Raw genomic sequence first — 23064 nt, 5'->3', positions numbered from 1 at the left:
ATGAAAGACCTTAAGATTAAAGAAGTATCAGTAAAAGCTAAACAAGGACAGTACGGGATTGTCTTCACTTCATGGAATCCATCTATAGTTCAAGATTTATTAAAAGAAACTAAAAAAGAACTTGTAAGCCAAGGAGTAGATGAAGCTAATATATACCTTAAAGAAGTTCCAGGAGCATTTGAGTTGCCACTAGCGACCCAATTTATGGCTGAAAAAGAAGGTATATTGTCAGTTATTTCGCTAGGTGCAATTATAAGAGGTGATACTCCTCATTTTGATTTTATATCTAGTTCATGTCTTGAAGGTCTTCAAGAAGTTTCGCTTAAGACCCGTATTCCTGTCATATGCGGAGTCCTAACTACTAATACAATTGAGCAAGCTGAAGAAAGGTCTAACCCAAACAAAATGAATAAGGGAAAAGAATTTGCTCTTACCGCATTAAATATGGTCGATTCCCTATCTTGATTCATGAAATCCAAAAAAGATACCTCGCCCGTTAGATCGAGAGATAAAGTAATACAAAGTCTGTATGAAATTGAACTCTCTGGCTCAGATATTAAAGAGCTATTAACAGATTTATCTCTTCAGAGTAAATATCCACATTACAAGGACCTTCTTGAAGGTGTTATGAAATTTAAAGAGAAGATAGATACCTCTCTATCAACCTTTATGGAAAGAAAACTTTCTTCCCTTGATCCAATAGAACGGAATACTTTGAGATTAGCTGCCTATGAGATGTTATACACAAATACAGATGCCCCGATCATTATTAAAGAGAGCATAAGATTAACCAAAAAGTATGGCGCTGTAGATGGGTATAAGTATGTAAATGCAATATTAGATAAGATGTATAAATCTAATTCTGAGAATAGTTAATAAATATAGGAGATGACCAAGCTCTCTCTTCGTTTTCGGATAAGCAATCACCTTCTCCCTGCCCTTTTGCATCTCCACAAAGCTTAACTTCTACACACTTACCGTCATCATCAAATTCACAAGCTAAATTTGCCGCCCCGATTGCTAGCGAGGGTTCTTGAATTGCTCTGACATAGTAGATGACCTCTCTATTAGCATCCAAAAAATTAGGATCTTCAAACTCTACTACGCAACCTTCCTGAGATGGTTTGCATTCAAAAATCCTCCAACTGTCTTCAATTAAAGTTTCTATAGGTTCGTCAGGATAAGTTTGGGGTCTTATTCTTATAATTTCTATTCTGGAAATATTATTCCTCTCATCAGTAGGATTGAAACATTCTCCATTACAAAGCTTATCTAGGTAAGTTTTAGTTATCTCATTCTCCGAACTACACCCAGGTGCCTGTTTTTGAGAACCTAATACTCTTACTTTGAACTTTGGATTTTCTTGCATAGAAAACTCACTGCCCATAGGCATTAACTTTCCGGATGGGTGGTTAGTCACATCAAACCATAATAAAATTCTTTCTCCGCTCGTTGCATATACTTCTCTATTATTTAAAGCATTCCATATAGATTCTCTACTCTTTTCTGATACATGACTTGCTATCAATCCGCCTGTGTAAAGAAATGAGGCTATTCTTTCTCCTTGACTTGGTTTCATCCTATCAACCATTTGCTCCAAGTTAATTTCTTGTGATCTTGGGATGGCATAGTCTTGGGAAAGTTGATTCAAACTCATGACTTGATTCGAGGACTTATACTTAGAGTCGGTATTTCTAATCCTATCAATTTCCTTATAACCCGTTCCAGGTCTTGAAGAGTGATTGTCACTAGACCCAATAAAACCAAACCTATAAGGTTCAGTTTTTCCTTCAGTGAAATTTCTTAAAGCTAATGCATATTGCACTGATGATTTTGGTCTATAGTCAAAAGCTGGTAAGTAACAATCTATGCATTGACCACTGTCTAACCACTCTTCTGGCTTTGGATTAGGTATGGTCAATAGCCCATAAGGATTGGCTTTGGTGAAGTTATCTCTTGCCTCTTTTGCCCTTTGATTACATAGTTCTTCACTTCCAGCTGAAATCCTGCATCTTTCTTTGATTATTTCGCCGGCCTGAAAACAATCTGGAACATAGTTTTCTGTGGGGGCTGGACAAACATATTCTCCATCTAATATCTTGAAAGCTTCCCAAGATCGATATTCTTCTGTATTTCCATGACCTGAAAAAACTTCTATCAATTTTTGATATCTAGGATTATGGTCTGCGATATTTAATTGATTTTTCCATGTTGCCATGGGCGGAGAAGTATTTCCCCAAGCAGACCCATGAGGAATAACTAAAGAGTCTGCCCCCCACTCATCTAATTTTCTATATAAATCAGATGGTGTTTCTGCTCTCTCAAGACAGTCAAGTGGAAGGTCTTTTACATGAGTCGAATTATCACAATATTCAAGGCTTTTTATAAGTAACTGTCTTTGCCTATAGTTCAAATAATAAGAAATATTTTTATAGTCATAAAGCATGGCTCCGAATAATGTATAAGCTGGAGCATCTACTATGCTCTTAAAAAACTTATGATCAGGTGCTCCAATAGGCCTTTCAGGGATATTGTCTTGAAGAGATTTTAATATTACGTTCTTATGTCCATAATGTTTCTCTATATCTAAGCTTGTCTGAGTCCATTCCCAACCAAGAAAGGGAACGATAGAACTTTCATCTGACTCATTAGATATTCTTGAGCAGTCTCTTAAAGACTGTATTGTGTCTGTCCACTCCCTTCTTGTTAAAAATTCAGCATGATCATTTATAGAAAAGAAATCTAGATTTGCACAAAACCTTGCATAGTTGCATGCATCTGCAGCTGGATGAGTTCCCTCTCCTTCTAGAATAGGTAAATTCCCTATAAAAGCATCGAGTGAATAGGTCGTATGAACATGTAAATCGCCAAATAAGATTGTTTTTTCACTTAATTTTTTATCTATTGGACTCAAGAATGGGGCATTAAATTCTTCAATTTGGCCCTGATCTTGGGGCTTACCGAAAAAATCAAAAAAAACAGCAAAATATAGAGCCAAGATAAGTGAAACTATCAGCAAAATACCCTTAGCGGCTATTTTGAAATAGCTTTTCATGAAAATTAAGACTCTTCTGTGATCAGAGTGATGGATGAATTCTTTAAATCTTCAGAAAGAACGAAAAATTTTTCTCTGGATGTACGCGAACTTTTCAGATTAACCTCAAAGATATCACCGTCTCTATAACTATCTATGAGAATAAAAGTTTCACCTCGTTTGATCTTATAAATATCTCTCTGATCTACAGCGCCATAAGTCATGAAGTCGTGAATAGAGAAGGATAAATCTCTTGCGATGTCTACTCTAGTGGCATCTGACTTATAGAAAAATAAGGCAATGGTTTCGAATTTATTTGCAAGAAATAGGTCGCCTTCTTTAAACTCCAAATCAGTAGATTCTATTGACAGTGAAAAGGTTAAAATAATTAAAAAAAAGTATCGCATTTCTTATATATCTTTTCTAATAATTGTATCTTCGCGCTTAGGACCAGTTGAAATCATAATAACAGGAACTCCTGAAATTTCTTCTATTTTCTCAACAAAAGATTTAGCATTATCATCGAGTTCTTCATATGAAGTTTGTCCTGCTGTAAGTTTAGACCAGCCTGGCATCTCTAGATATTCAGGCTGAGCAAGCTCTAGATCCATAGTTTCTATCATTTCAGCTTCAGTAAGATCACTAGAATAGGCATTACAAATCTTTATTTTTTCTATTCCATCCAAAACATCGATCTTAGTTAAGCACAGTCCGTCTACTCCACTGACTTTAACCATATTCTTTAGAAGGAAACCATCTAGCCATCCACATCTTCTCGGTCTTCCAGTAGTAGCTCCAACCTCTCCACCCGTTTCAGCTAAGTAAGTTCCCATCTCATCAAACAACTCTGTAGGAAAAGGTCCTTCGCCAACTCTTGTAGTGTAAGCCTTGGTAATTCCTATCGTATAATCAATATCAGATGGACTAATTCCTGCGCCAGCTGGAACACCCCCAATTAGGTTACTTGATGTGACAAAAGGATAAGTTCCTAAGCTTACATCTAATAAAGCACCTTGAGCACCTTCATAAAGGATTTTCTTTTTAGATTTTTGCAATTCTCTTATTTCTTCTATCACATTTCCAATATAAGGCTTCAATTGTTCAGCTTGTTTCAAATTTAAATCTACCAATTCATTTAGATCGATTTTAGAGGTACCAAATGAATGTTCAAAAATTGAATTGTAAAAATCCAAAGCTTGCGTCAACTTATCATTTAATTTACTTTCATCATATAGGTCCGAAATTCGCACTGATCTTCTTCCGACTTTGTCTTCATAAGTTGTTCCTATTCCTCTTCCTGTTGTTCCTATTTTTGTTAAATTGGCAGACTGCTCTCTAAGCTGATCTAACTTTATATGATAAGGCTGAATAAGACTGCAAGCTGAACTTATTATGAGTCTGTCTTCAATATCTCCTAAAACTTCATTCGCTTCGGCTAACTCTGAGAATAAAGCATCTAGGCTTACAACAACTCCTCTTGCGATAAAGCATTTTATATTTTTGTGACATATTGCTGAAGGTAATAAATGAAAAACAATTTTTTTTCCGTTCACTATTAACGTGTGACCTGCATTATGGCCGCCCTGATACCTAACAGCAGCATCTAGATCATTTGCAAGATAATCCACTACCTTACCTTTTCCTTCGTCACCCCACTGAAGACCAAGTAAAGAAATATTTAAATTCATAGTTTCATTCCTATAAATTAGAAACTGAAACTAAATCTAGATCAAATCCTACTGCCGGTCTATCAGTATCTGATTGTTTTCTTAGGCCATCATATCTTCCACCTTTCGCAAGCACATAACCCGCTGAGTCGGCATATGCGGAAAACACAACTCCATTATGATATTTGAAACCTTGAACCTCACCCAAATCAACATGTAAAGTTATTCCCGAATTTTCTATTAGCTTGCCTGCCAAGGCTTCAAGATGATCCATAAAATTTTGAGTTAACTCCAAGTAAGAAAAACTTTCTTTTGCGGACTGGATTATGTCAATACCACCATACATATCACATAGAGAAATTAAAGATTGTTTATTTTGATTAGAATCTGGGATTATTTTATCTAAGTCAGATTTAGATTTTTTAGAAAGCGCTATTTCTAAGTCTACAAAAATTTCTCTACCTAATTTCTTGAAAGGTTCGAGGACTGAAGAAGTAAATGCAGCATGACCAATACTAAGGGTTATATTTTTTATACCTGCAATTTCGAGGCTCTTTAACATTAAATTTATACTATCTAATTCAGCATCTTTAGAAGAATCTCCAAATATTTCGGCGCCTACTTGTATAGTCGTTCTTGATCTTAAAGACTTTGATACCTTACTCTTCACAACCTCTCCTGCATAACAGAGTTTTACAATATCATTGGATTGTATTCGATAAGCATCTATCCTAGAGGCTTGTTCTGAAATATCTGGCCTTATAGATAAATTTTTGCCAGTTAAGCTATCTTTGAAACTAAATGCATGTGACTTAATCTCATCATGAGCTTCACCACCTATTGATTCAGATAACTCCAATAAAGGAGGAGTAATAAATTCGAAGCCAGAGGAAATATATTCATCAATTAATTTCCTTCTCAACATCTCCACTTCAATTGCTTTAGGTGGAAGAAGTTCATCTACGCCATCGGGTAAGCTCCAGCGTATTTTTGAACTCATCTACTAATTTGAAGCTTTAGAATTGTCTAGATATTTGAAGAAATCACTGTCAGGATTAATTAAAAGTATATCTGACTTGCTTTCAAAAGTTGATTGATATGCTTTTAAACTCCTCGTGAAATCATAGAATTCAGGGTCTTTTGAATAAGCATTAGCATATGTTGCTGCTGCTGTTGCATCTCCGTTACCTTTTGTTTCTTCTGCTTGTCTATATGCATCAGCAAGAATGATAGTTTTTTCTTTATCAGCTGTTGCTCTAATTTTTTCAGCGACCTCATTACCTTGAGCTCTAAGTTCTTTAGCAAGCCTTTCTCTCTCAGTTCTCATTCGGTTATATACTGACTCACTGACTTCTGGAGGCAGATCTATCTTTTTTACCCTCAGATCTATTACCTCGACACCTAGCTCTTCAACAGCAATGTCATCTAGTTGAAGTGTAAGTTTATCCATGAGTTCATCTCTTTCTCCAGAAACAACTTCATTAACTGTCCTTGTACCAAATTCATTTCTTAAACCGGCATCGACCCTTTGGATTAAAAGTCTTCTCAATCTTTCTTCGTCACCACCTGTAGTAGTAAAATACTTTTCTACATCGCTTACTCTCCATTTTACAAATGAATCAACGGTCAAAGCTTTCTTTTCAGATGTTAGATAGCTTTGAGGTGCAGCATCTAGTGTAAGTATTCTTGCATCAAATTTTCTAACTGTATTGATGATTGGAAGTTTGAAATGTAGCCCTGGAGGTACATCTGCTTCTACGACTTCTCCAAATCTTAATTTAACAGCCCTCTCAGTTTCTTTCACTACAAAAATTGAGGCCGAGATTAAAGCTATAAAAGCTACCAATATAGGTATAAGTAAAAGTCTTAATGTTTTCATTATCTTCGTTCCTCTTGTCTATTTCTTCGTCTTATTTCTTCAATAACCTGATTTGTTAAGTCACTTATAGATGTATTCCCTGAAGTGGTTGGTATATTTAAGCTCTCAACTCCTCTAGCTGACTCAGCAATCTTATCTAGAGGCAGGTAAAGTATATTGTTTCCACCTTCTACGTCTATCATGACCTTTGAACTATTTGACATTACTCCTTGAATCGAATCCAAATATAGACGGTTACGAGTTACATCTGGAGCTTTTTGATATTCAGATAGAAGAAGATTAAAACGTGTCGCATCACCTTCGGCCTCGGATATAACTTGCTCCTTGTAAGCCTCAGCATCTTGTAACATTCTCTGTGCTTGTCCTCTAGCTTCTGGTACCAAGCCATTAGCGTAAGTTTCAGCTTCATTTCTCGCTCTAACTTCGTCCTCTCTTGCTTTAATAACATCATCAAAAGCTTCTTGCACTTGGTTTGGAGGAGAAGAATCCTCGATGTTTACAATCACAACTTCCAGACCAGTGTTATATTTATTCAAGTATCGTTGTAACCTGGTTTTAACTTCTTGGGCAATCAGCTCACGACCCGTTGTAAGCACATCATCCATAATTGAGCCACCTACGACATGCCTTAGAGCACTTTCAGTAGCTTGAACTAAGCTAGCATCAGCATCTCTGATATCTAAAACGTATTTTTGTGGATCTGCAATTTGGTACTGAATGGACACTGTCACATCAACTATATTTTCATCTTTAGTGAGCATTAAAGCGTCATGTCTATGTGGTCTAACCCTGACTACGTCGACAATCTCCCAAGCGTCAATAATCGGAGGATTCCATCTTAAGCCGGGCCCTTTAATTTCCTGGAATTTGCCAAGCCTGAGCACTACTGATCTTTCAGCCTGCTCGACCTGATATATTCCAGCCCCAACCCATAACAAGACTAATACGCCTAGTATTAAAGGTAAACTTTTAAGACTAAATCCACCTCCTGAGGAGTCACCAGAAGATCCACCTCCAAAAATAGATTCTATTCTTTGTCTTACTTTTTTAATTACTTCGTCGATCTCCGGAGGAGTATCATTCCTTCCCCAAGGATCTTTGTTATCATTTCCATTCCACGACATTTATATTGCTTCCTGTGTTTGTTTTTCTTTGATTAAGTCGAAGCCATCGACTTCTAATAACTTAATGAGGTCATTTTGAAAATTTTCAAGATGCAATTCTATCAGACCTTCACTAGATATTCTCTCTTCAAGGACACTTCCAGATGAATAAAGCTCAGATCTCAACCAACCTAAGTCACTTGTTAAGCTCACCCAATTGGTAGTTATCTTACCTCTAAGCTTGGCGTTGATTGCATCGTATAGACTTGCAAACCCTTTTTGCTCTGTAGATGATATCCAAACCTGATCGGAAGTTTCTTGTGATATCTCATCCTGAGAGGATACATCAAGTTTGTCAGTCTTATTATTCACTCTAATCAAAAGCTTATCCGATAAGCCCAGATCTTTTAAAATTCTCTCTACTTCTTTCACTTTAAATCTGTGATCCTTATCTGAAATATCAACAACATGAAGTAGAAGATCTGCTGAACCTAAATCATCTAAAGTTGCTTTAAACGATTCAATGAGTTGTGTTGGAAGATTTGAAATAAATCCAACAGTATCTGAGAACAGAATGTGTTGCAGCTCTTGTTTACTATTCTTTCTGGTGACAGAGTCTAGGGTTGCAAAAGGTTTATCTGCAGCATACAGATTATTTTGAGTAAGATGATTAAATAAAGTAGTTTTACCCGCATTTGTATACCCCACAAGTGCAACAACCATTTCTTTACCTTTACTTCTAGCATAACGGTTTATCTCTTTCTGATTATGTGCCTTGTTTAACCTCTTCTTTAAACTTTTGATTCTATGGCCAATGAGTCTTCTATCTGTTTCTAATTGTGTTTCACCTGGACCCCTTAACCCTATGCCGCCCTTTTGCCTTTCAAGGTGGCTCCATCCTCTAACCAGTCTTGTAGAAAGATGAGTTAATTGAGCTAATTCAACTTGAAGCTTTCCAACATGGCTTGATGCTCTTGTTGCAAAGATATCAAGAATTAATGATGTACGATCCAAAACTCGAGTTCCAAGATATTTTTCTAAATTTCTTTCTTGAGAAGGAGATAGATCATTATTAAAAATAACTAAACTGCATTTGCTTACTTTTATAAGCTCCTTAATTTCATTAAGCTTGCCTATTTTCACAAAATAATTAGGAGAAGGTCTATCAATCTTACATGACACCTCAGCACAAACATTGGCACCCGAAGAGATACACAGTTCTTTAAACTCTTCTTTGGCTTCTAATTGTAAATCTTTGTTTAAAGAAAACCTTTCGATGTGTACAAGTATGGATTGTGGTGATGTTTTTTCTAAATTCATGAATTTTTTAAGATTAAATCCTTTACCGAACTAAAGAGAGAAGAGTTATTCTCTACAAAAATTAAATTTTTCCAATTTCTCATCCAAGTCATTTGCCTTTTTGCAAGTTGTCTTGTTGAGTTAATACCTTTATCAATCATATCATCAAGACTGTAATCTCCTTTTAAATATTCACATACTTGGCGATATCCTACACTTTTCATTGATTGAGAATTTGAACTCATTCCTTTGCGTTCAAGAATGCCTTCCACCTCTTCAATCAATCCAGCATCAATCATTCCTTTAAATCTTTTTGCAATATTTTCTCGATGTAAATCTTTATCATGAGGCTTAATGGCAATCTGAATCAAATTAGATTCACTTATTATTTGATTCGTTTCTTTTTTATTTTCAGCCTGCCATTTAGAAAGCTCTTTGCCCGTTGCTAAAAAAACTTCGATTGCTCTTTTAATTCGTTGAGTATCATTTTGATGAATTTTTATTGAGGAATCTTTATCTATTTTTTCTAAGTATTTATACATTGCATGCACACCTTTATCCTCAAACTCCTCTTTAACTTTAAGTCTTATTTGACTATCTACCGAAGGTAATTTTGAAATACCAGTAACTAAGTGGTGAAAATACATCATTGTGCCTCCAACGAGTAAAGGGATTCTCTTAGTTTCAAATGCTTTTCTTATAGAGTCGATAGCATCACCTTGAAATTGAGAAGTGGAATAACTTTCATTTGGACTTAAGATATCAATTAAGTCATGAGGATATTTATCAAGAACTTTTGATGAGGGTTTTCCGCTCCCAATATTCAAATGTTTATATATCTGAACAGAATCAACACTAATAATATTGATACCTAAATTCTTGTACAACTCTATTGCTAAATCGGTTTTACCTACTCCTGTTGGTCCCATCAGCGAAACAATTAATCTCTTTTCCACTAATATATGATAGTTGATTAAGAGAAAAAAACCGGCTGATTAGCCGGTTTTTTTTGATAAGTAAAAACTCAAATTAGGTCATAACTTCTTTCTTCATGTTCAGTAACATCTAAACCTTCATATTCCTCTTCTTCACTAACTCTTAGAGAAGTAAAAGAACCGATTAATCTTAGAATGACCCACGAGGCAAAAGCTGTCCATAAGCCAATAACAGCAATCCCTTTTAATTGAATAACAAACTGTTCTATAGGAATCCATTCTTCACCAGCACTAGAACCAAGAAAACCTCCCTGGACACCAAGAAAACTTACCATAATAATACCGATTATTCCTCCTACACCATGAACAGGGAATACATCTAAGGAATCATCTATTCCAAATACACCCTTCACAGCTTGAGTGGCATAGAAGCAAACTGAACCTGCCATTAGACCGATTAGTAATGCACCTTCTGGTCCAACGCTACCTGATGCAGGTGTAATAGTAGCTAAGCCTGCAACCATACCAGTTGCTATACCAACTATTGTAGGCTTACCTCCTTTAATCCATTCAATAACCATCCAAGTTAAGGCTCCCGTAGCTGCACTTATATGCGTTACAAGCATAGCCATTCCTGCAAGGCCATCAGCAGCCCAAGAACTTCCAGCATTAAACCCAAACCAGCCAACCCAAAGCATGGCAGCTCCAGTTACTACCATTGTTCTATTATGAGGTGGCATAGCTGTCGAAGGAAAGCCCTTTCTTGGACCTAATACGATAGCTATAACTAAAGCTCCGACTCCGCAAGTTAAGTGCACAACAAGACCGCCAGCAAAATCCTTAACATCAGCTAAGTAACCTCCTCCCCAAATCATATGACAAGCAGGCAGATAAACTGCTGTAAACCAAAGTAAAGAAAATAAGCACATTGCACCGAATTTCATTCTTTCTGCAAATGCTCCAACAACCAAAGCTGGAGTAATGATGGCAAAGGTCATTTGAAATATAACAAACAGAGAATGGGGCATGGTTGTCCCAGGAGCCAAAGTATCTCTACCAATGCCACTTAAGAAAAATGCACTGGTACCTCCAATAAAAGCATTACCCTCAGTAAAGGCAAGACTATACCCGTAGACAACCCAAGCTACGGAGACTATACAAGCTATAGCAAAACATTGCATCAAAACTGATATAGCATTTTTACTTCTTACAAGCCCCGCATAAAAAAGGGAAAGCCCTGGTAGGGTCATAAACAATACTAATGCAGTTGAAGTTAGTATCCAGGCAGTATCTCCTGAATTCAATTCATCTGCTGAAATATTAAAAGAAAAAATTAAAGTACTAAAAAGAAAAAGTTTTTTTATCATGAGACCACCTGCAGTTTATAAGGCATCTTCATTAAGCTCTCCAGTTCTAATTCTTACAACTTGCTCAAGAGAAGATACAAATATTTTTCCATCTCCTATCTTTCCAGTATTCGCAATTTGCGATATCGCATCTATTACTTTCTCAGTGTTATCATCACTAACTGCAACTTCTATCTTAGTTTTTGGTAAAAAATCTACGACGTATTCAGAACCTCTGTAAAGTTCGGTATGACCCTTTTGTCTTCCGAAACCCTTAACATCAGTAATAGTGAGGCCTGTGACACCTACTTCAGATAAAGCCTCTCTGACTTCATCAAGCTTATAAGGTTTGATAACTGCTGTTATTAATTTCATTAAAAACTCCTATTATTTATTCCTTTCACTATAGACTAAATACTTACTATTAAAATAAGAATCCAACGTATTAAATTGTGGATTATAGTTCAAAAACATATTTAATAGTGTTTTATAGTATTTTGAAGTAATTTTTAAGAATTAAAAAAAAAGGTGCATTGGTTGCACCTTTTTTACTTATATTTTTATTTACTAAACTTGTGGTGTTCTAAATGGTACTGAATCAAATAGAAGCATTTCACTGCAGTCAGGTTCAGGCCCTTCTACTTCTGGAGCAGTTTCTTCAAAGAGCTGTGCACCTAATTCTCTTGATTCCTCTGAATCCCAAAATTGATGAAAAGCATAATCGTAAGAACCTATTGACGATCCCGGGATAGGAGTTTCAAAATCTGGCACATGAATTGTGTAGAAATAAGGAGATCCTGTTCCAGCATTTTCTTGCCCAGTTTCAATCCAGCTGTTGAAAGTATCTAAACCTGCAAGTAAATCAGCCTTTCCAAAGCTATCTGTGAAACTACAAAACATGAAACCTACGACTCCACCTGGTTCAGAATCAGGCTCAGTGGCAGCTCTATAAACATTTACATCAAAACCATAGTTGGCTTCTTCACCATTATCGGAAGCTCCACAAGATATGATACTGCTCGTTTTATCAGTCCAAGATGCTGCAGGTCCTGCTATCCATTCTTCCCAACCAGCTTTTGCTTGTTCTTCAGATTGCCAAACAAGAGTCCACATACCATCATATAGATCCGTTTCTGTTCGTGGAACAAGCCCTACAGACATAGGTACAGCAGTCTCAAGCCCATCAAGTATCTCATTCCACTCAACAAGCATCTCAGAAAAAGACTCTTGGCTCATATCGGGGCCAAAGTCGCAAAACAAGTATTCAACATATCCAGTATTAATTGCTGAGTCACTTAAGTTAACTTCTTTTATACTTTCTGAACAAGAGTAAGCTAAAAAAGGTACTAAAAAGAACCCTAAAATTTTGTTTTTAAACATATTACCTCTCCTAAATAAATATTGTTAATTGTTGTTCTATTACTAAGAAACAGAAACCTTTGAAACCTTAATGAATTGATAAAGTTCTTCTAGTTCATATAAAATTTTACCTTCAATCTTGTAATAGTTAGGACCTTTCTCCTCTCTTCTCCAAGCTTCCAATGTTCTCTCGCTACACATTAAAATTTCTGCAGCGTCTTTTGGTTTAATTAATTTTATATTCATATCCATTTTTATTCCTGAGTTAACATCCTTGTTAATATTTAATTCCTTTTAAACTCAAAAAAAAGGGGCAATCCACTTAAGGATTGCCCATCTTTACTATGCCAATTTAGGCATAAAGGTACGCAGCATTATTTGAAATCAGGGTAGGCTTCTACACCAATTTCAGATTTATCTAAGCCGATCTCTTCATCATTATCAGTCGCTCTAATTCCAACAATACTGTCAATGACTTTGAGAACTATAAAGCTTGTTATAAAGACCCAAGCAAAAATAACTATCACACCGATGAATTGAGTTCCAAAAGCACCTGCACCAGATAATGGTGTTGCCATGATTCCCCAAATTCCTACTGTTCCGTGTGCAGATATAGCACCTACTGGATCATCGATTTTTAGTTTAGTGTCTAATATGACTACAGAGAAATAGACTATTACGCCACCAATTAAACCTATCAATGTTGCTAAACCGCCTGTTGGTGTGTCTGGTGCTGCAGTAATAGCAACTAAACCCGCAATGGCTCCATTTATTGCCATAGTAACGTCTGCTTTTCCACTAAATATTTTACTAGCAAAAAGTCCGCCTAAAACTCCTCCAGCTGCTGCCATATTTGTATTCATGAATACTTGGCCAACAGCAATAGCATCAGCCGCAGTATTGACTGCTAGTTGAGAGCCACCGTTGAACCCGAACCATCCAAGCCATAGAATTAATGCACCCAAAGCTGCAATGGGTATATTTGAACCAGGAATAGCATATACAGAACCGTCAGCTCCATATTTTCCTTTCCTAGCTCCTAAAATGCTTACCGCAGCAAGTGCTGCTGCCGCACCGCAAAGGTGAACTACCCCTGAACCTGCAAAGTCAGTATAGCCAAGAGCATCAAGGCCACCGCCGCCCCATTTCCAGTATCCTTGGACTGGGTATATAAAACCAGTCAAGATTACAGCAAATGCGAAAAATGGTAATAATTTCATTCTTTCTGCAACTGCTCCCGAGACAATAGACATAGCTGTAGCTACGAATACGACTTGGAAAAAGAAGTCAGAAGCTTCTGAATATGATCCATAGGACATATCTTGATCACCCATTCCCAGTCCTAAATAGGACAAGCTAAATCCAGGGACCCAAGCCGATACAGCTGAATCGCCAGGGTACATGATAAAGAAACCACATACTAAGTACATAACACAAGCTATTGAGAATAATCCTAAGTTCTTAGTTACTATCTCAGCAGCATTCTTTGATCTTACCAATCCAGCTTCTAGCATTGTGAACCCTGCTGCCATCCACATGACAAATGCTCCACTCATTAGAAGGTAGAAGGTATTGAGCGCGAATTCTAATTCTGTCATTTTTTCTCCTTAAATTTTTACAACGCGTCTTCGTTGAGATCTCCAGTCCTAATACGTATTAGCTGATTTAGATCAACAACAAAAATTTTTCCATCACCTATTTTGTTTGAATTAGCAGAAGTACTTATGGCTTCAACGACATCATCAGCATTGTTATCAGAAACAGCTATCTCTATCTTCGTTTTAGGAAGTAAGTCAACTTCGTATTCTGAACCTCTGTAAAGTTCTGTATGACCTTTTTGCCTGCCGTAACCTTTTACCTCCGTGACGGTGAGACCAGATACACCCACTGCTAAGAGGGCCTCTCTAACTTCATCGAGTTTAAAAGGCTTAATAACCGCAGTTATTAATTTCATACTAATTCTCCTTTATATTAAAAATAATACATAACTTTTTATGCAATCCAAATGCCAGAAAAAACTAGTGAATTTAAGCAGAATTTAGTGCAATTTCTATTTTGATGTTCTAAGAGAGTGCTAAATTGGAGAGAAAAGTTCTAGAATTGGGCAAATTATATCCTTTCCTTCAATAAAAGATCTAAATGATAGCTAATATTCTTTAGAGCTCCTCTATTTTTAATAAATACTTCTAATGCGTTATTTCCTGCCCTTTCCCTCGCTTTGTAGTCTGCAATGTATTCAATGAATCTATCTGAAAGTTCTCTTGAATCATTTACTATTTTGAGACCTTCATTTTGTTTAAGTTGTTCTGAAATATCTGAAAAGTTTCTCAAACTCGGACCAGATAGAAGTGCTAAGCTTTGAGCTGCTGGTTCTAGAAGATTTTGACCACCGTGATCGATTAAACTACCACCCACAAAGGCTACATCTGATAAGGAATACAAAAAATTTAATTCTCCAATGGTGTCTCCAAGTAACACCTGAGTACTCCTATTCACTTCGTCTTTCTTTGAACGCGAAGCTAAAGTTAAACCAGAGGTATTGATTAATTTTTTTACTTTATCAAATCTTTCAAGATGTCTTGGCACGATAATAAGTAGAGCATTTGGATAGCTCTTGAGGATTTGCTGAAAAGCTTTTAAGACCTCCTCCTCTTCTGTTTCATGAGTACTTGCTGCAATTAATGTTGGTCTATATTTTCCATCAATCGACCAATCTTGTTTGATTGATTTTGATATATCTTCAAGTTCTGGCGGGACATCTTGATCAAACTTCAAATTTCCGCAGGTATTAATATCTTTTCTTTCTACTATTTCTTGGAAACGTCTCTTATCAGATTCATACTGCGCAAGTATTAGGTCTATTTTTTCAATTACTGGTTTAATTAAAGCACTGTAATTAAGATAATTTTTTTTTGACTTCTCAGAAAGTCTGGCGTTCACTAAAGCTGAATAGATTCCCCTACTCTTACATATGTTTATTAGATTTGGCCAAATCTCGGTTTCTAAAAGTATCAAAATTTTGGGATTCCATTTATTCAAAAAGGAATTTATAAAAAAAGGTATATCTACTGGTAAATATTGATGTTTTATTTTATTTCCAAGTCTCTCAATTAAAAGTTTTGATCCAGTAGGTGTGGTAGTTGTTACAAGTATTTCAGAATAAGGGTAATCAGTAATTAAACTTCTCAATAATGACATGGACGCATTTACTTCTCCTACGGACACAGCATGAATCCAGATGATTGATTTATCTTTAGAAGGAAGTGCTGAACTATACCCAAGCCTTTCAGGCCATCTTAAAAAATAGTCTTTATTGGACAAGCCCTTCCAGCATAACCTAGCAAAATAAACAGGCAACAATAAGCAAAATAAAGCCGTATAAAGGTTTCTTGGCATAAGCGTATGCTACCATAGCAGATAGTCCTAAATTAAAATTTAAATTGTGATAGTTGTAACTGGAAGTAATGGATTTATTGGATCCAACTTAATAAAAGGTCTCAATGAAATTGGGTATAAGGATATTATTGCAGTCGATGATCAAGACGATCCAGAGCTTAAAGAAAATATTGCCCATTGTGATGTTCAGGACTTCCTAAATATAGATGAATTTATTAATTTGATTATGAATAATGAGATTGATGGGACAAAAATTAGGGCTGTTTTTCATGAAGGAGCTTGCTCTAATACAATGGAATGGGATGCTGATTTTTTATACAAAAACAACTTGTTATATTCTAAAGAGCTCTTGAATTTTTCACAAAAAACTAAAACGCCTCTGATTTATGCATCTTCTGCTTCTGTCTATGGAGCGGGGAAAATTTTTAAAGAATCTGTTGAATACGAAGATCCAATAAACCTTTACGCATACTCTAAATTTAAATTTGATCAGTTGGTAAGACAAGAATTAATCAAAAGCGAATCACAAATAGTTGGCTTGAGATACTTCAATGTGTATGGTCCTCAAGAACAACATAAAGGAACTATGGCAAGCGTTGCTTTCCATTTGCATAATCAACTTAAAGAAAATGAGGAGATTAAATTATTTGAGGGTTCTGAAGGTTATGACGATGGAGAACAAAGAAGAGATTTTATTTATGTTGAGGATGTAGTTAAAGTGAATCTATGGTTTCTAAAAAATCAAAAAGTATCAGGTATATTCAATATAGGAACAGGTAAGAGCCAGACTTTCAATGAAGTAGCTCACTCAGTAATAAATTGGAATAAAAGAGGCAAGATAAGTTACGTTCCTTTTCCTGAGAAGCTAAAAGGTGTATATCAAAGCTACACTCAAGCTAATATCTCAAAATTGAGAGAAGCTGGCTATAAGGATGAGTTCTTGAACGTTCAGGAAGGTGTAAAGAAATATTTAGACAGACTTGAAAGTTGGCCAAAAAATGAACCATCTTAAATCCTTACCAGAGGAGACAGAGCCAAACCTGATAAGAGCTCTCTCATCCTTAAAAAGTTTACTTACTTGGCTAGGTATTGGCTTACTAAGACTTACATCCTATCTGCCTTATTCAATTCTAATGAATTTAGGTGTTGGAATTGGTAACTTAATATATACAGTCAGTCCCCACCGAAGAGAGATAAGTGAAATAAATATAAAACTTTGTCTTGATATTAAAGATAATGAATTAGATAAATTAGTTAAAGAAAACTTCCGAGCCGTTGGCAGAGGTATTTTTGAGATGGCTATAGCCTGGTGGTCTTCTGATGAGAGAATTAAAAAACTTAATACCAGAGTATTAAACAAAAGGTTATTGGAAGATACACAAACTGGCGCACTAGTTCTTATAAAACACTCCACCCATCTTGAATTAGATCTTCGTTTATTGAGTCAGCATTTTGACCTTACTGGCATGTATAAATCTCAGACAAATGAAGTCATTAATTATGTGATGGTGCGAGCAAGAAACAATTATATTCAGAGCTCCTTAACAAATAGAGAAGCGTTGAAGGCTGTTAGATGGATCAGATCTGGTAAGAATTTCTTATATGCAGCGGATCAAGATTATGGCCTAAAAGTATCCAAAATGGTTCCTTTCTTTGGACAAACTGCAGCAACAGTTACTTTTCCTGCTCTATTTCTCAAAAAAGAGATAAAAATAGTTTTTGCTAATGTTTCTAAAATAGATGATACATATGAAATTGAAATCAAAAATATTGATTCCTCTTCCAGCGAAGAGGAGTTCTTATTTGAAATGAACAAAACTTATGAAGAGTTCATTAAAAAAGATCCAAGTGGTTATCTCTGGATGCATAGACGATTTAAGTCTGGACAAGTTGAATCCCTTTATCCTCAGTGGACAAGCAGAGAAAGAAGAAGAGAAAGGAGAAGACTTAATCGAAAAAAAGATTAAAGTGTCTTAGCAATTATCTTTGAAGTTGATAATCCATCAAATAAAGGAATTGTGACTACAGAACCTCCAGACTTGGTAACCTCTTTATAGCCGACGATATCTTTAATTTTGTAATCCCCTCCTTTAACAAGTACGTCTGGTTTAATAGTTTTAATTAGCTTGATTGGGGTTTCTTCATCAAAAAAAACTACCTTATCTACGCATTGTAAAGAAGCTAAAACTTTAGCTCTATGAGCCAGTGTATTAATTGGTCTTCTGGAACCTTTTAATTTACGAACTGATCTATCGGTATTTATAGCAACTATAAGTTTGTCTCCCATTTCTTTTGCAGCTGCAAGATACTCAACATGACCAGCATGCAAAATATCAAAACATCCATTAGTAAAGACTATTTTTTTGTCTCTTTTATGAAGGTCTTGTGAATAAACCTTTATTTCACTAGAGGTAACATAAGATTCAGAAAGTCCTAAGTAAGGAACTAACTCAGCCTGGTTGACTGTAGCTGTGCCAGATTTACCAACGACTATCCCTGCAGCTATGTTAGCCAATCGAATTGAATCTGAAAGATTAAAACCTCCTGCTAGCCCAGCTGCTATGCTAGCAATAACTGTATCGCCAGCTCCAGAAACATCAAATACATCTCTTGCTTCTGTAGGAAAATCCTCTCTAATTACTTTTCCATTTCTTTTGTCTAAGAGTGTCATCCCATCTGAACCTCTAGTTATTAAAAGTGAATTTAGTCTTAGAGAATTTATCAGATCTTTACCTTTCTTCGTAATTTCAGATTCGCTACTTATCTTTCCAACTACCCTTTCAAATTCATAAAGATTTGGGGTGATAATGTCAGCTGACTTGTATTTCTCAAAATCATCTCCTTTGGGATCAACTAAGATAATTTTTTTTGTTTTTTTTGCTTCTCTAATGATTAGCGGGATATTCTTTAAGGTACCCTTGCCGTAGTCAGAAATTATAAGAACCTTATTTTTTTTTAAACTTATGTGCTTCTTATAATGAGATAAACTTGATTGCCAGTCTGTTTCAGAAAATTCTTCTTCGTTATCTATTCTTATTAATTGTTGCTGGGATGCCAGGATTCTTATCTTTGAGATTGTAGGATGATCAGATTTGCTTAAAGCTTTTTTAATATTATTCTTCTTAAGTAGATCAATAATCTCTGTCGAAGGAGAATCTTTTCCAGTCACTCCTATTAATGTTGCATTAGAACCGAGACTTGATAGATTCAAAGCAACATTTGCTGCCCCGCCTAATCTGATCTCTTCAGCAGATGGTTTGAGAACAGGCACAGGTGCTTCGGGAGAAACTCTGTCTGCACTTCCAGAAATATATCTATCTAAAATGATATCTCCAAAAACAAGGACGTGTCCTTTATTTAACATCTTAAGAACCATATGAGTTAATTATATACCTTGAGATCAATATGCTGTTCTATATTATTGATTTAACTATTTTAGTAAGTTATGTCGAATTCAAAATGATCTCATAAATTAATGAAATTAAATCTTCCTATTGATATAGAAAAAGTGAAAGGCTTTCTTGATCCATTAGAAGGAGAAGCTCTATACACTCACTCAAAAACAGCAACTGAGGGAGGTCCCGCACTTGAAATTGGAAGTTATTGCGGAAAATCAGCTGTCTATATAGGTTTAGCTGCAAAAGAGAATGATGAAAAACTCTATTCCGTAGATCATCACAAAGGGTCGGAAGAGCAACAACCAGGAGAGGAATACTATGACCCTGATCTGATTGATAAAACAAGACAGGGAATAGATACTTTGCCTTTCTTTCTAGACACCATTCGTAAATCTGACTTAGAAGGTGTTGTAATACCTGTGGTTTCAACATCCGAAGAAGCTTATGCAAATATTAACTTACAGTTTAGTTTTATTTTTATAGACGGTGGACATAGTGAAGAGGCAGCTCAAAATGATTATAGACTGTGGTCAGTAAGGTTGAACGATGAGGGAGTATTGGCAATTCATGATGTTTTTCCTAACCCAGAAGATGGAGGTAGACCTCCCTATAATATATATATAAAAGCTCTTGAAAGTGGTAACTTCGAAGAAATAGATTCTGTAGGATCTTTAAGAATATTAAGAAAGATAAAGTAATATCTCTAAGACCAAGATCTCAGAAACAGCTCAGAGCCAGGAGTAAATTCATAAAGAGCATCAGCTGCCAGTAAAACTGCACCAGCAGTCCAAGTAGGCTTTTCTACTGGCCAAAACTTTTTATCTTTATATACATAGCCAGTCCAATAGAGTCCATCTTTCTTATCTCTCCATTGATGTAAAGAATTAAAAATTTTAAGTGCCTCTTCCCTCAAGCCAATCTTCACCAGAGCCACAACGAGTTCCGAACTTTCTGCAACAGTAACCCAAGGCTCTTCTTCAACACACTTGCAACCCATGTCATCGACTATGAATTTTGACCACTTTGTCTCAATATCTTTTATACTTTTTTTATCATCATAAAGACCACATAAGATGGGGTAATACCAGTCCATACTATATCTAGACTTACTATCCCAGTTTCTATCATATCTTTCAGGATTATTTAGAATTGAATTTTTTAAATTTTTTTTTGAAATATCGCTCTGTAAGCTAGACTCACCCAGAAGATTAAATATGGCTGAAGCGCACTCTAAACTTTTATAAATTGAGCTACTGCCTGTTATTAGTGAATCATCTAATATTTCCTTATCTTCTTCTGAAGCCCAATAAATATCTCCCTGTTCTGCTTGCATTGAGGTTACAAAGTTTACAGATTTAGTGATTGTAGGAAGCATAAATTTTAAGAAATTTTTATCTTCAAAAATTAAATAATAATGCCACAGACCTGTTGCTATGTAGGCCGAAAAGTTGGTTTCCTTTCTTTTGGTGACAGGAGAAGACATCAAATATTCAGAATACCATGAGCCATCGGACAGCTGATTTGCCTTTAACCATAAAAAAGCACTTTCAGCCTCTTCTTTCTTTCCTGCGATTGAGAGCCCCATGGCAGCCTCTATATGATCCCATGGATCAAGTTTTTTATTTACTTCCCAAGGAATAGATCCGTCCTGGTTTTGGACTTTTAAGATATATTCTACTGATCTTTTGTAAAATTCGATTTTTGAGCTATCCATTTAAATGGGTTTCCTAAAATACATAACAAGACTTTTTCCTATTAAGGGCTGAAGGAATTTCTCCAAAATTCTTGTTATAAGGGGTTGTTGCATTAAATCCCATACCAATAATTTATGATATTGCTTAACGATATAAGACTTTTCTTTTGTTTTCCAAAACAAACACTGTAACCACCAGTACGGAGAATGTAGTCCATGAGCCCAATGGAAATTTTGATACTCTAATCCGTTTTCAGTTCCTAAGGTTTTAAGTTGATTATGCCTAAATATTCTTACGTGACCACCAGGAGTTTTTGGATACTCTTTGCTAAGTTTCCAACAAATTAATTCAGGTAAATATCTAGGTACGCTTAGGGCCAAGATTCCCCCTGGCTTTAAAACTCTAATTAATTCCTCTATAGATTTTTGCGGTGAATCAACATGCTCTAAAACTTCACTGCAAATTACAGAATCAAGGGAACAATCTGCAAATGGCAAAGAGATGATATCTGCTCTTCCAAACTGACATAAGGATTGAATATTAGAAGTATCGAAATCATCTAGTCTGCCTCTGGCTATTTTCAGATCATTAATCGAGAGATCAAAACCTAAGACATTCACTTTTGTTTCTATGTAAGCTCCAATTGAATGCCTGCCTTCACCACAACCCATATCAAGAAGAAAATCATCATTAGATAAATTTAAGCTTTTGAATCTTATAGTTTGCATATTTTGATAACTAGATTATCTTCTTGAATACTTCTATATAAGCTGATGCAGCTATTTTCCAATCGAAAAACTCTTCCATTCTTTCTCTACCTTTTTCGGCTAACTCTTGCCTTATTTTTTCCTCAGTGAATAGTTTCAAAATACCCTCTTCAATTTCACTCACAGAACCTGGTTTTATCTTGAGTGCTGCATCGCCAATAACTTGTTTAAGTCCTCCTGAATCTGTACTAATTAATGGTACTCCGCAAGCCATAGCTTCACCTGCACCAAACCCAAAACCTTCGTATAGAGATGGTATAACTGCGATATCCGAATCATGGTAAGTTTTAACAATCTCTTTTTCAGAGATACCAGATCTGAAAGTAATTTTATCTTCTAAATCAAGATCGTCTATCAAGTTGTTGAGATTACTCTTATCAGGAGATTTACCAATTACAGTTAGAGAGGTAAGAGGAAATTGTCTCATAACTCTAGGTAAAGCCAATATTAGGTGCCTCAAACCTTTAAGAGGTATATCAGCACTAGCTGTAGTCACAATCCTGAAGCTAAAAGACTTTTTAATTGAGGAAGGTTTAAAAATCCCTATATCTATACCATTCGGTATCACTGTTATTTTTTTTTCATCTACCTTAAATTCAGAAATAACATCCTCCTTAGAAGGCTGACTAACGCAAATAATATTTTTTAATTGAGGAGCAACTTTCTTTTGCATAGGTAAAAAGTTATGCCATCTTGAAGAAGATAACCTTTCTTTCCAATTAATTGCATTTTGCATTTCCAATTTATGATCTTTAGTTATTGGATGATGAATTGTTACTGCCAACGGATAATGTGCTTGAATTTCCAGTAAAGAGCTAGATAAGGATTGATTATCCAATAATACATCCAATTTAAGATTATTTTCTTTGAGTCTCTTTAAAACTCTTTTGCCGTAAGTGTAAGGCTCAGGAAATCCACCAGTCATAACTGTTATCCATTCGTAGAGATCTATTGGACTCCACAAGAATCTTAATCTGAATGCCTTGAGCCTATCACCACTCTCAAAGAGTCCAAGACTTGGTATTTTAATAAGATTTACTCCGGAATCTAACTCAGGATATGGAGGGCCAGAGAGCACAGAAACCTCATGACCTAGATTTTTTAGAGCCTTGCTCAAGTGTTTAATATAAATTCCTTGTCCGCCTGAATAAGGATGGCTTCTGTAGCTTAACAGTCCAACTTTCAAT

24 protein-coding genes are annotated in these 23064 nt (G+C 35.7%); 5 read left to right on the top strand and 19 right to left on the bottom strand.

Annotated features, from left to right (window positions below):
- Complete coding sequence (gene ribH, locus M9C83_00960) at positions 1 to 465, top strand: 6,7-dimethyl-8-ribityllumazine synthase (GenBank protein URQ66798.1); 465 nt, start codon at positions 1 to 3, stop codon at positions 463 to 465.
- Between the two features lie 3 nt (positions 466 to 468).
- Positions 469 to 876, top strand: coding sequence for a transcription antitermination factor NusB (nusB, locus tag M9C83_00955; GenBank protein URQ66797.1), 408 nt, complete (start codon positions 469 to 471; stop codon positions 874 to 876).
- Here nusB and M9C83_00950 read toward each other — a convergent pair.
- From M9C83_00950 to waaA, 15 genes are all read right to left on the bottom strand, one after another.
- Positions 857 to 3055: a DUF3604 domain-containing protein gene (locus M9C83_00950; protein URQ66796.1), complete on the bottom strand. Its 2199-nt coding sequence runs from the start codon at positions 3053 to 3055 to the stop codon at positions 857 to 859. The two genes, nusB and M9C83_00950, sit on opposite strands and share 20 nt — an antisense overlap.
- Positions 3056 to 3060: 5 nt before the next feature.
- A complete protein-coding gene (locus M9C83_00945; protein ID URQ66795.1) occupies positions 3061 to 3441 on the bottom strand; it encodes a hypothetical protein in 381 nt (126 codons plus the stop codon).
- Positions 3442 to 3444: 3 nt separating this feature from the next.
- Positions 3445 to 4722 (bottom strand): adenylosuccinate synthase, encoded by a 1278-nt coding sequence (locus M9C83_00940; GenBank protein ID URQ66794.1) that lies wholly within the window; start codon positions 4720 to 4722, stop codon positions 3445 to 3447.
- A 10-nt stretch (positions 4723 to 4732) separates the two neighbouring features.
- Positions 4733 to 5701 (bottom strand): ATP phosphoribosyltransferase regulatory subunit, encoded by a 969-nt coding sequence (locus tag M9C83_00935; GenBank protein URQ66793.1) that lies wholly within the window; start codon positions 5699 to 5701, stop codon positions 4733 to 4735.
- 3 nt (positions 5702 to 5704) lie between these two features.
- Positions 5705 to 6580: a protease modulator HflC gene (hflC, locus tag M9C83_00930; protein ID URQ66792.1), complete on the bottom strand. Its 876-nt coding sequence runs from the start codon at positions 6578 to 6580 to the stop codon at positions 5705 to 5707.
- Positions 6580 to 7704, bottom strand: a complete 1125-nt coding sequence (gene hflK, locus M9C83_00925) for an FtsH protease activity modulator HflK (GenBank protein ID URQ66791.1) — start codon at positions 7702 to 7704, stop codon at positions 6580 to 6582. The genes hflC and hflK overlap by 1 nt, the downstream gene beginning before the upstream one ends.
- Complete coding sequence (gene hflX / locus M9C83_00920) at positions 7705 to 9003, bottom strand: GTPase HflX (protein URQ66790.1); 1299 nt, start codon at positions 9001 to 9003, stop codon at positions 7705 to 7707.
- Positions 9000 to 9938 (bottom strand): tRNA (adenosine(37)-N6)-dimethylallyltransferase MiaA, encoded by a 939-nt coding sequence (miaA, locus tag M9C83_00915; GenBank protein ID URQ66789.1) that lies wholly within the window; start codon positions 9936 to 9938, stop codon positions 9000 to 9002. Before miaA ends, hflX begins: the two co-directional genes overlap by 4 nt.
- A 68-nt stretch (positions 9939 to 10006) precedes the next feature.
- Positions 10007 to 11284, bottom strand: a complete 1278-nt coding sequence (locus tag M9C83_00910; protein ID URQ66788.1) for an ammonium transporter — start codon at positions 11282 to 11284, stop codon at positions 10007 to 10009.
- 15 nt (positions 11285 to 11299) lie between these two features.
- Positions 11300 to 11638: a P-II family nitrogen regulator gene (locus tag M9C83_00905; GenBank protein URQ66787.1), complete on the bottom strand. Its 339-nt coding sequence runs from the start codon at positions 11636 to 11638 to the stop codon at positions 11300 to 11302.
- Positions 11639 to 11830: 192 nt separating this feature from the next.
- A complete protein-coding gene (locus M9C83_00900; protein ID URQ66786.1) occupies positions 11831 to 12643 on the bottom strand; it encodes a hypothetical protein in 813 nt (270 codons plus the stop codon).
- Between the two features lie 42 nt (positions 12644 to 12685).
- A complete protein-coding gene (locus M9C83_00895) occupies positions 12686 to 12874 on the bottom strand; it encodes a helix-turn-helix domain-containing protein (GenBank protein ID URQ66785.1) in 189 nt (62 codons plus the stop codon).
- A 122-nt stretch (positions 12875 to 12996) separates the two neighbouring features.
- A complete protein-coding gene (gene amt, locus M9C83_00890; GenBank protein URQ66784.1) occupies positions 12997 to 14220 on the bottom strand; it encodes an ammonium transporter in 1224 nt (407 codons plus the stop codon).
- A 17-nt stretch (positions 14221 to 14237) separates the two neighbouring features.
- Complete coding sequence (locus M9C83_00885; GenBank protein URQ66783.1) at positions 14238 to 14576, bottom strand: P-II family nitrogen regulator; 339 nt, start codon at positions 14574 to 14576, stop codon at positions 14238 to 14240.
- 155 nt (positions 14577 to 14731) lie between these two features.
- Positions 14732 to 16018 (bottom strand): lipid IV(A) 3-deoxy-D-manno-octulosonic acid transferase, encoded by a 1287-nt coding sequence (gene waaA / locus M9C83_00880; GenBank protein URQ66782.1) that lies wholly within the window; start codon positions 16016 to 16018, stop codon positions 14732 to 14734.
- 46 nt (positions 16019 to 16064) lie between these two features.
- Between waaA and rfaD the strand changes: the two genes are divergently transcribed.
- Positions 16065 to 17030, top strand: a complete 966-nt coding sequence (gene rfaD / locus M9C83_00875; GenBank protein URQ66781.1) for an ADP-glyceromanno-heptose 6-epimerase — start codon at positions 16065 to 16067, stop codon at positions 17028 to 17030.
- On the top strand, positions 17017 to 17985 hold the full coding sequence (locus M9C83_00870) for a hypothetical protein (GenBank protein ID URQ66780.1): 969 nt from the start codon (positions 17017 to 17019) through the stop codon (positions 17983 to 17985). The genes rfaD and M9C83_00870 overlap by 14 nt, the downstream gene beginning before the upstream one ends.
- On the opposite strand, the gene hldE is transcribed toward M9C83_00870, so the two are convergent.
- Positions 17982 to 19382, bottom strand: a complete 1401-nt coding sequence (gene hldE / locus M9C83_00865; protein ID URQ66779.1) for a bifunctional D-glycero-beta-D-manno-heptose-7-phosphate kinase/D-glycero-beta-D-manno-heptose 1-phosphate adenylyltransferase HldE — start codon at positions 19380 to 19382, stop codon at positions 17982 to 17984. The two genes, M9C83_00870 and hldE, sit on opposite strands and share 4 nt — an antisense overlap.
- 111 nt (positions 19383 to 19493) lie before the next feature.
- On the opposite strand from hldE, the gene M9C83_00860 reads away from it, so the two are divergent.
- On the top strand, positions 19494 to 20114 hold the full coding sequence (locus M9C83_00860) for a class I SAM-dependent methyltransferase (protein URQ66778.1): 621 nt from the start codon (positions 19494 to 19496) through the stop codon (positions 20112 to 20114).
- Positions 20115 to 20119: 5 nt separating this feature from the next.
- Here the strand turns inward: M9C83_00860 and M9C83_00855 are convergent, their stop codons facing one another.
- The 3 genes from M9C83_00855 to M9C83_00845 are packed head-to-tail and all read right to left on the bottom strand — an operon-like array spanning position 20120 to position 23063.
- Positions 20120 to 21130, bottom strand: coding sequence for a prenyltransferase (locus M9C83_00855; GenBank protein ID URQ66777.1), 1011 nt, complete (start codon positions 21128 to 21130; stop codon positions 20120 to 20122).
- The gene (locus M9C83_00850) at positions 21131 to 21838 is read right to left on the bottom strand and encodes a class I SAM-dependent methyltransferase (protein URQ66776.1); all 708 of its coding nucleotides are present in this window, start codon (positions 21836 to 21838) and stop codon (positions 21131 to 21133) included.
- A 10-nt stretch (positions 21839 to 21848) separates the two neighbouring features.
- Complete coding sequence (locus M9C83_00845; protein ID URQ66775.1) at positions 21849 to 23063, bottom strand: glycosyltransferase family 4 protein; 1215 nt, start codon at positions 23061 to 23063, stop codon at positions 21849 to 21851.
- Position 23064 lies beyond the last annotated feature (1 nt).

This window comes from SAR86 cluster bacterium (assembly GCA_023703575.1).
GTDB lineage: Bacteria > Pseudomonadota > Gammaproteobacteria > Magnimaribacterales > Magnimaribacteraceae > Magnimaribacter.
Note: the sequence above shows the minus strand (reverse complement) of the source record. Positions and strands in the feature narration are given on the sequence as shown.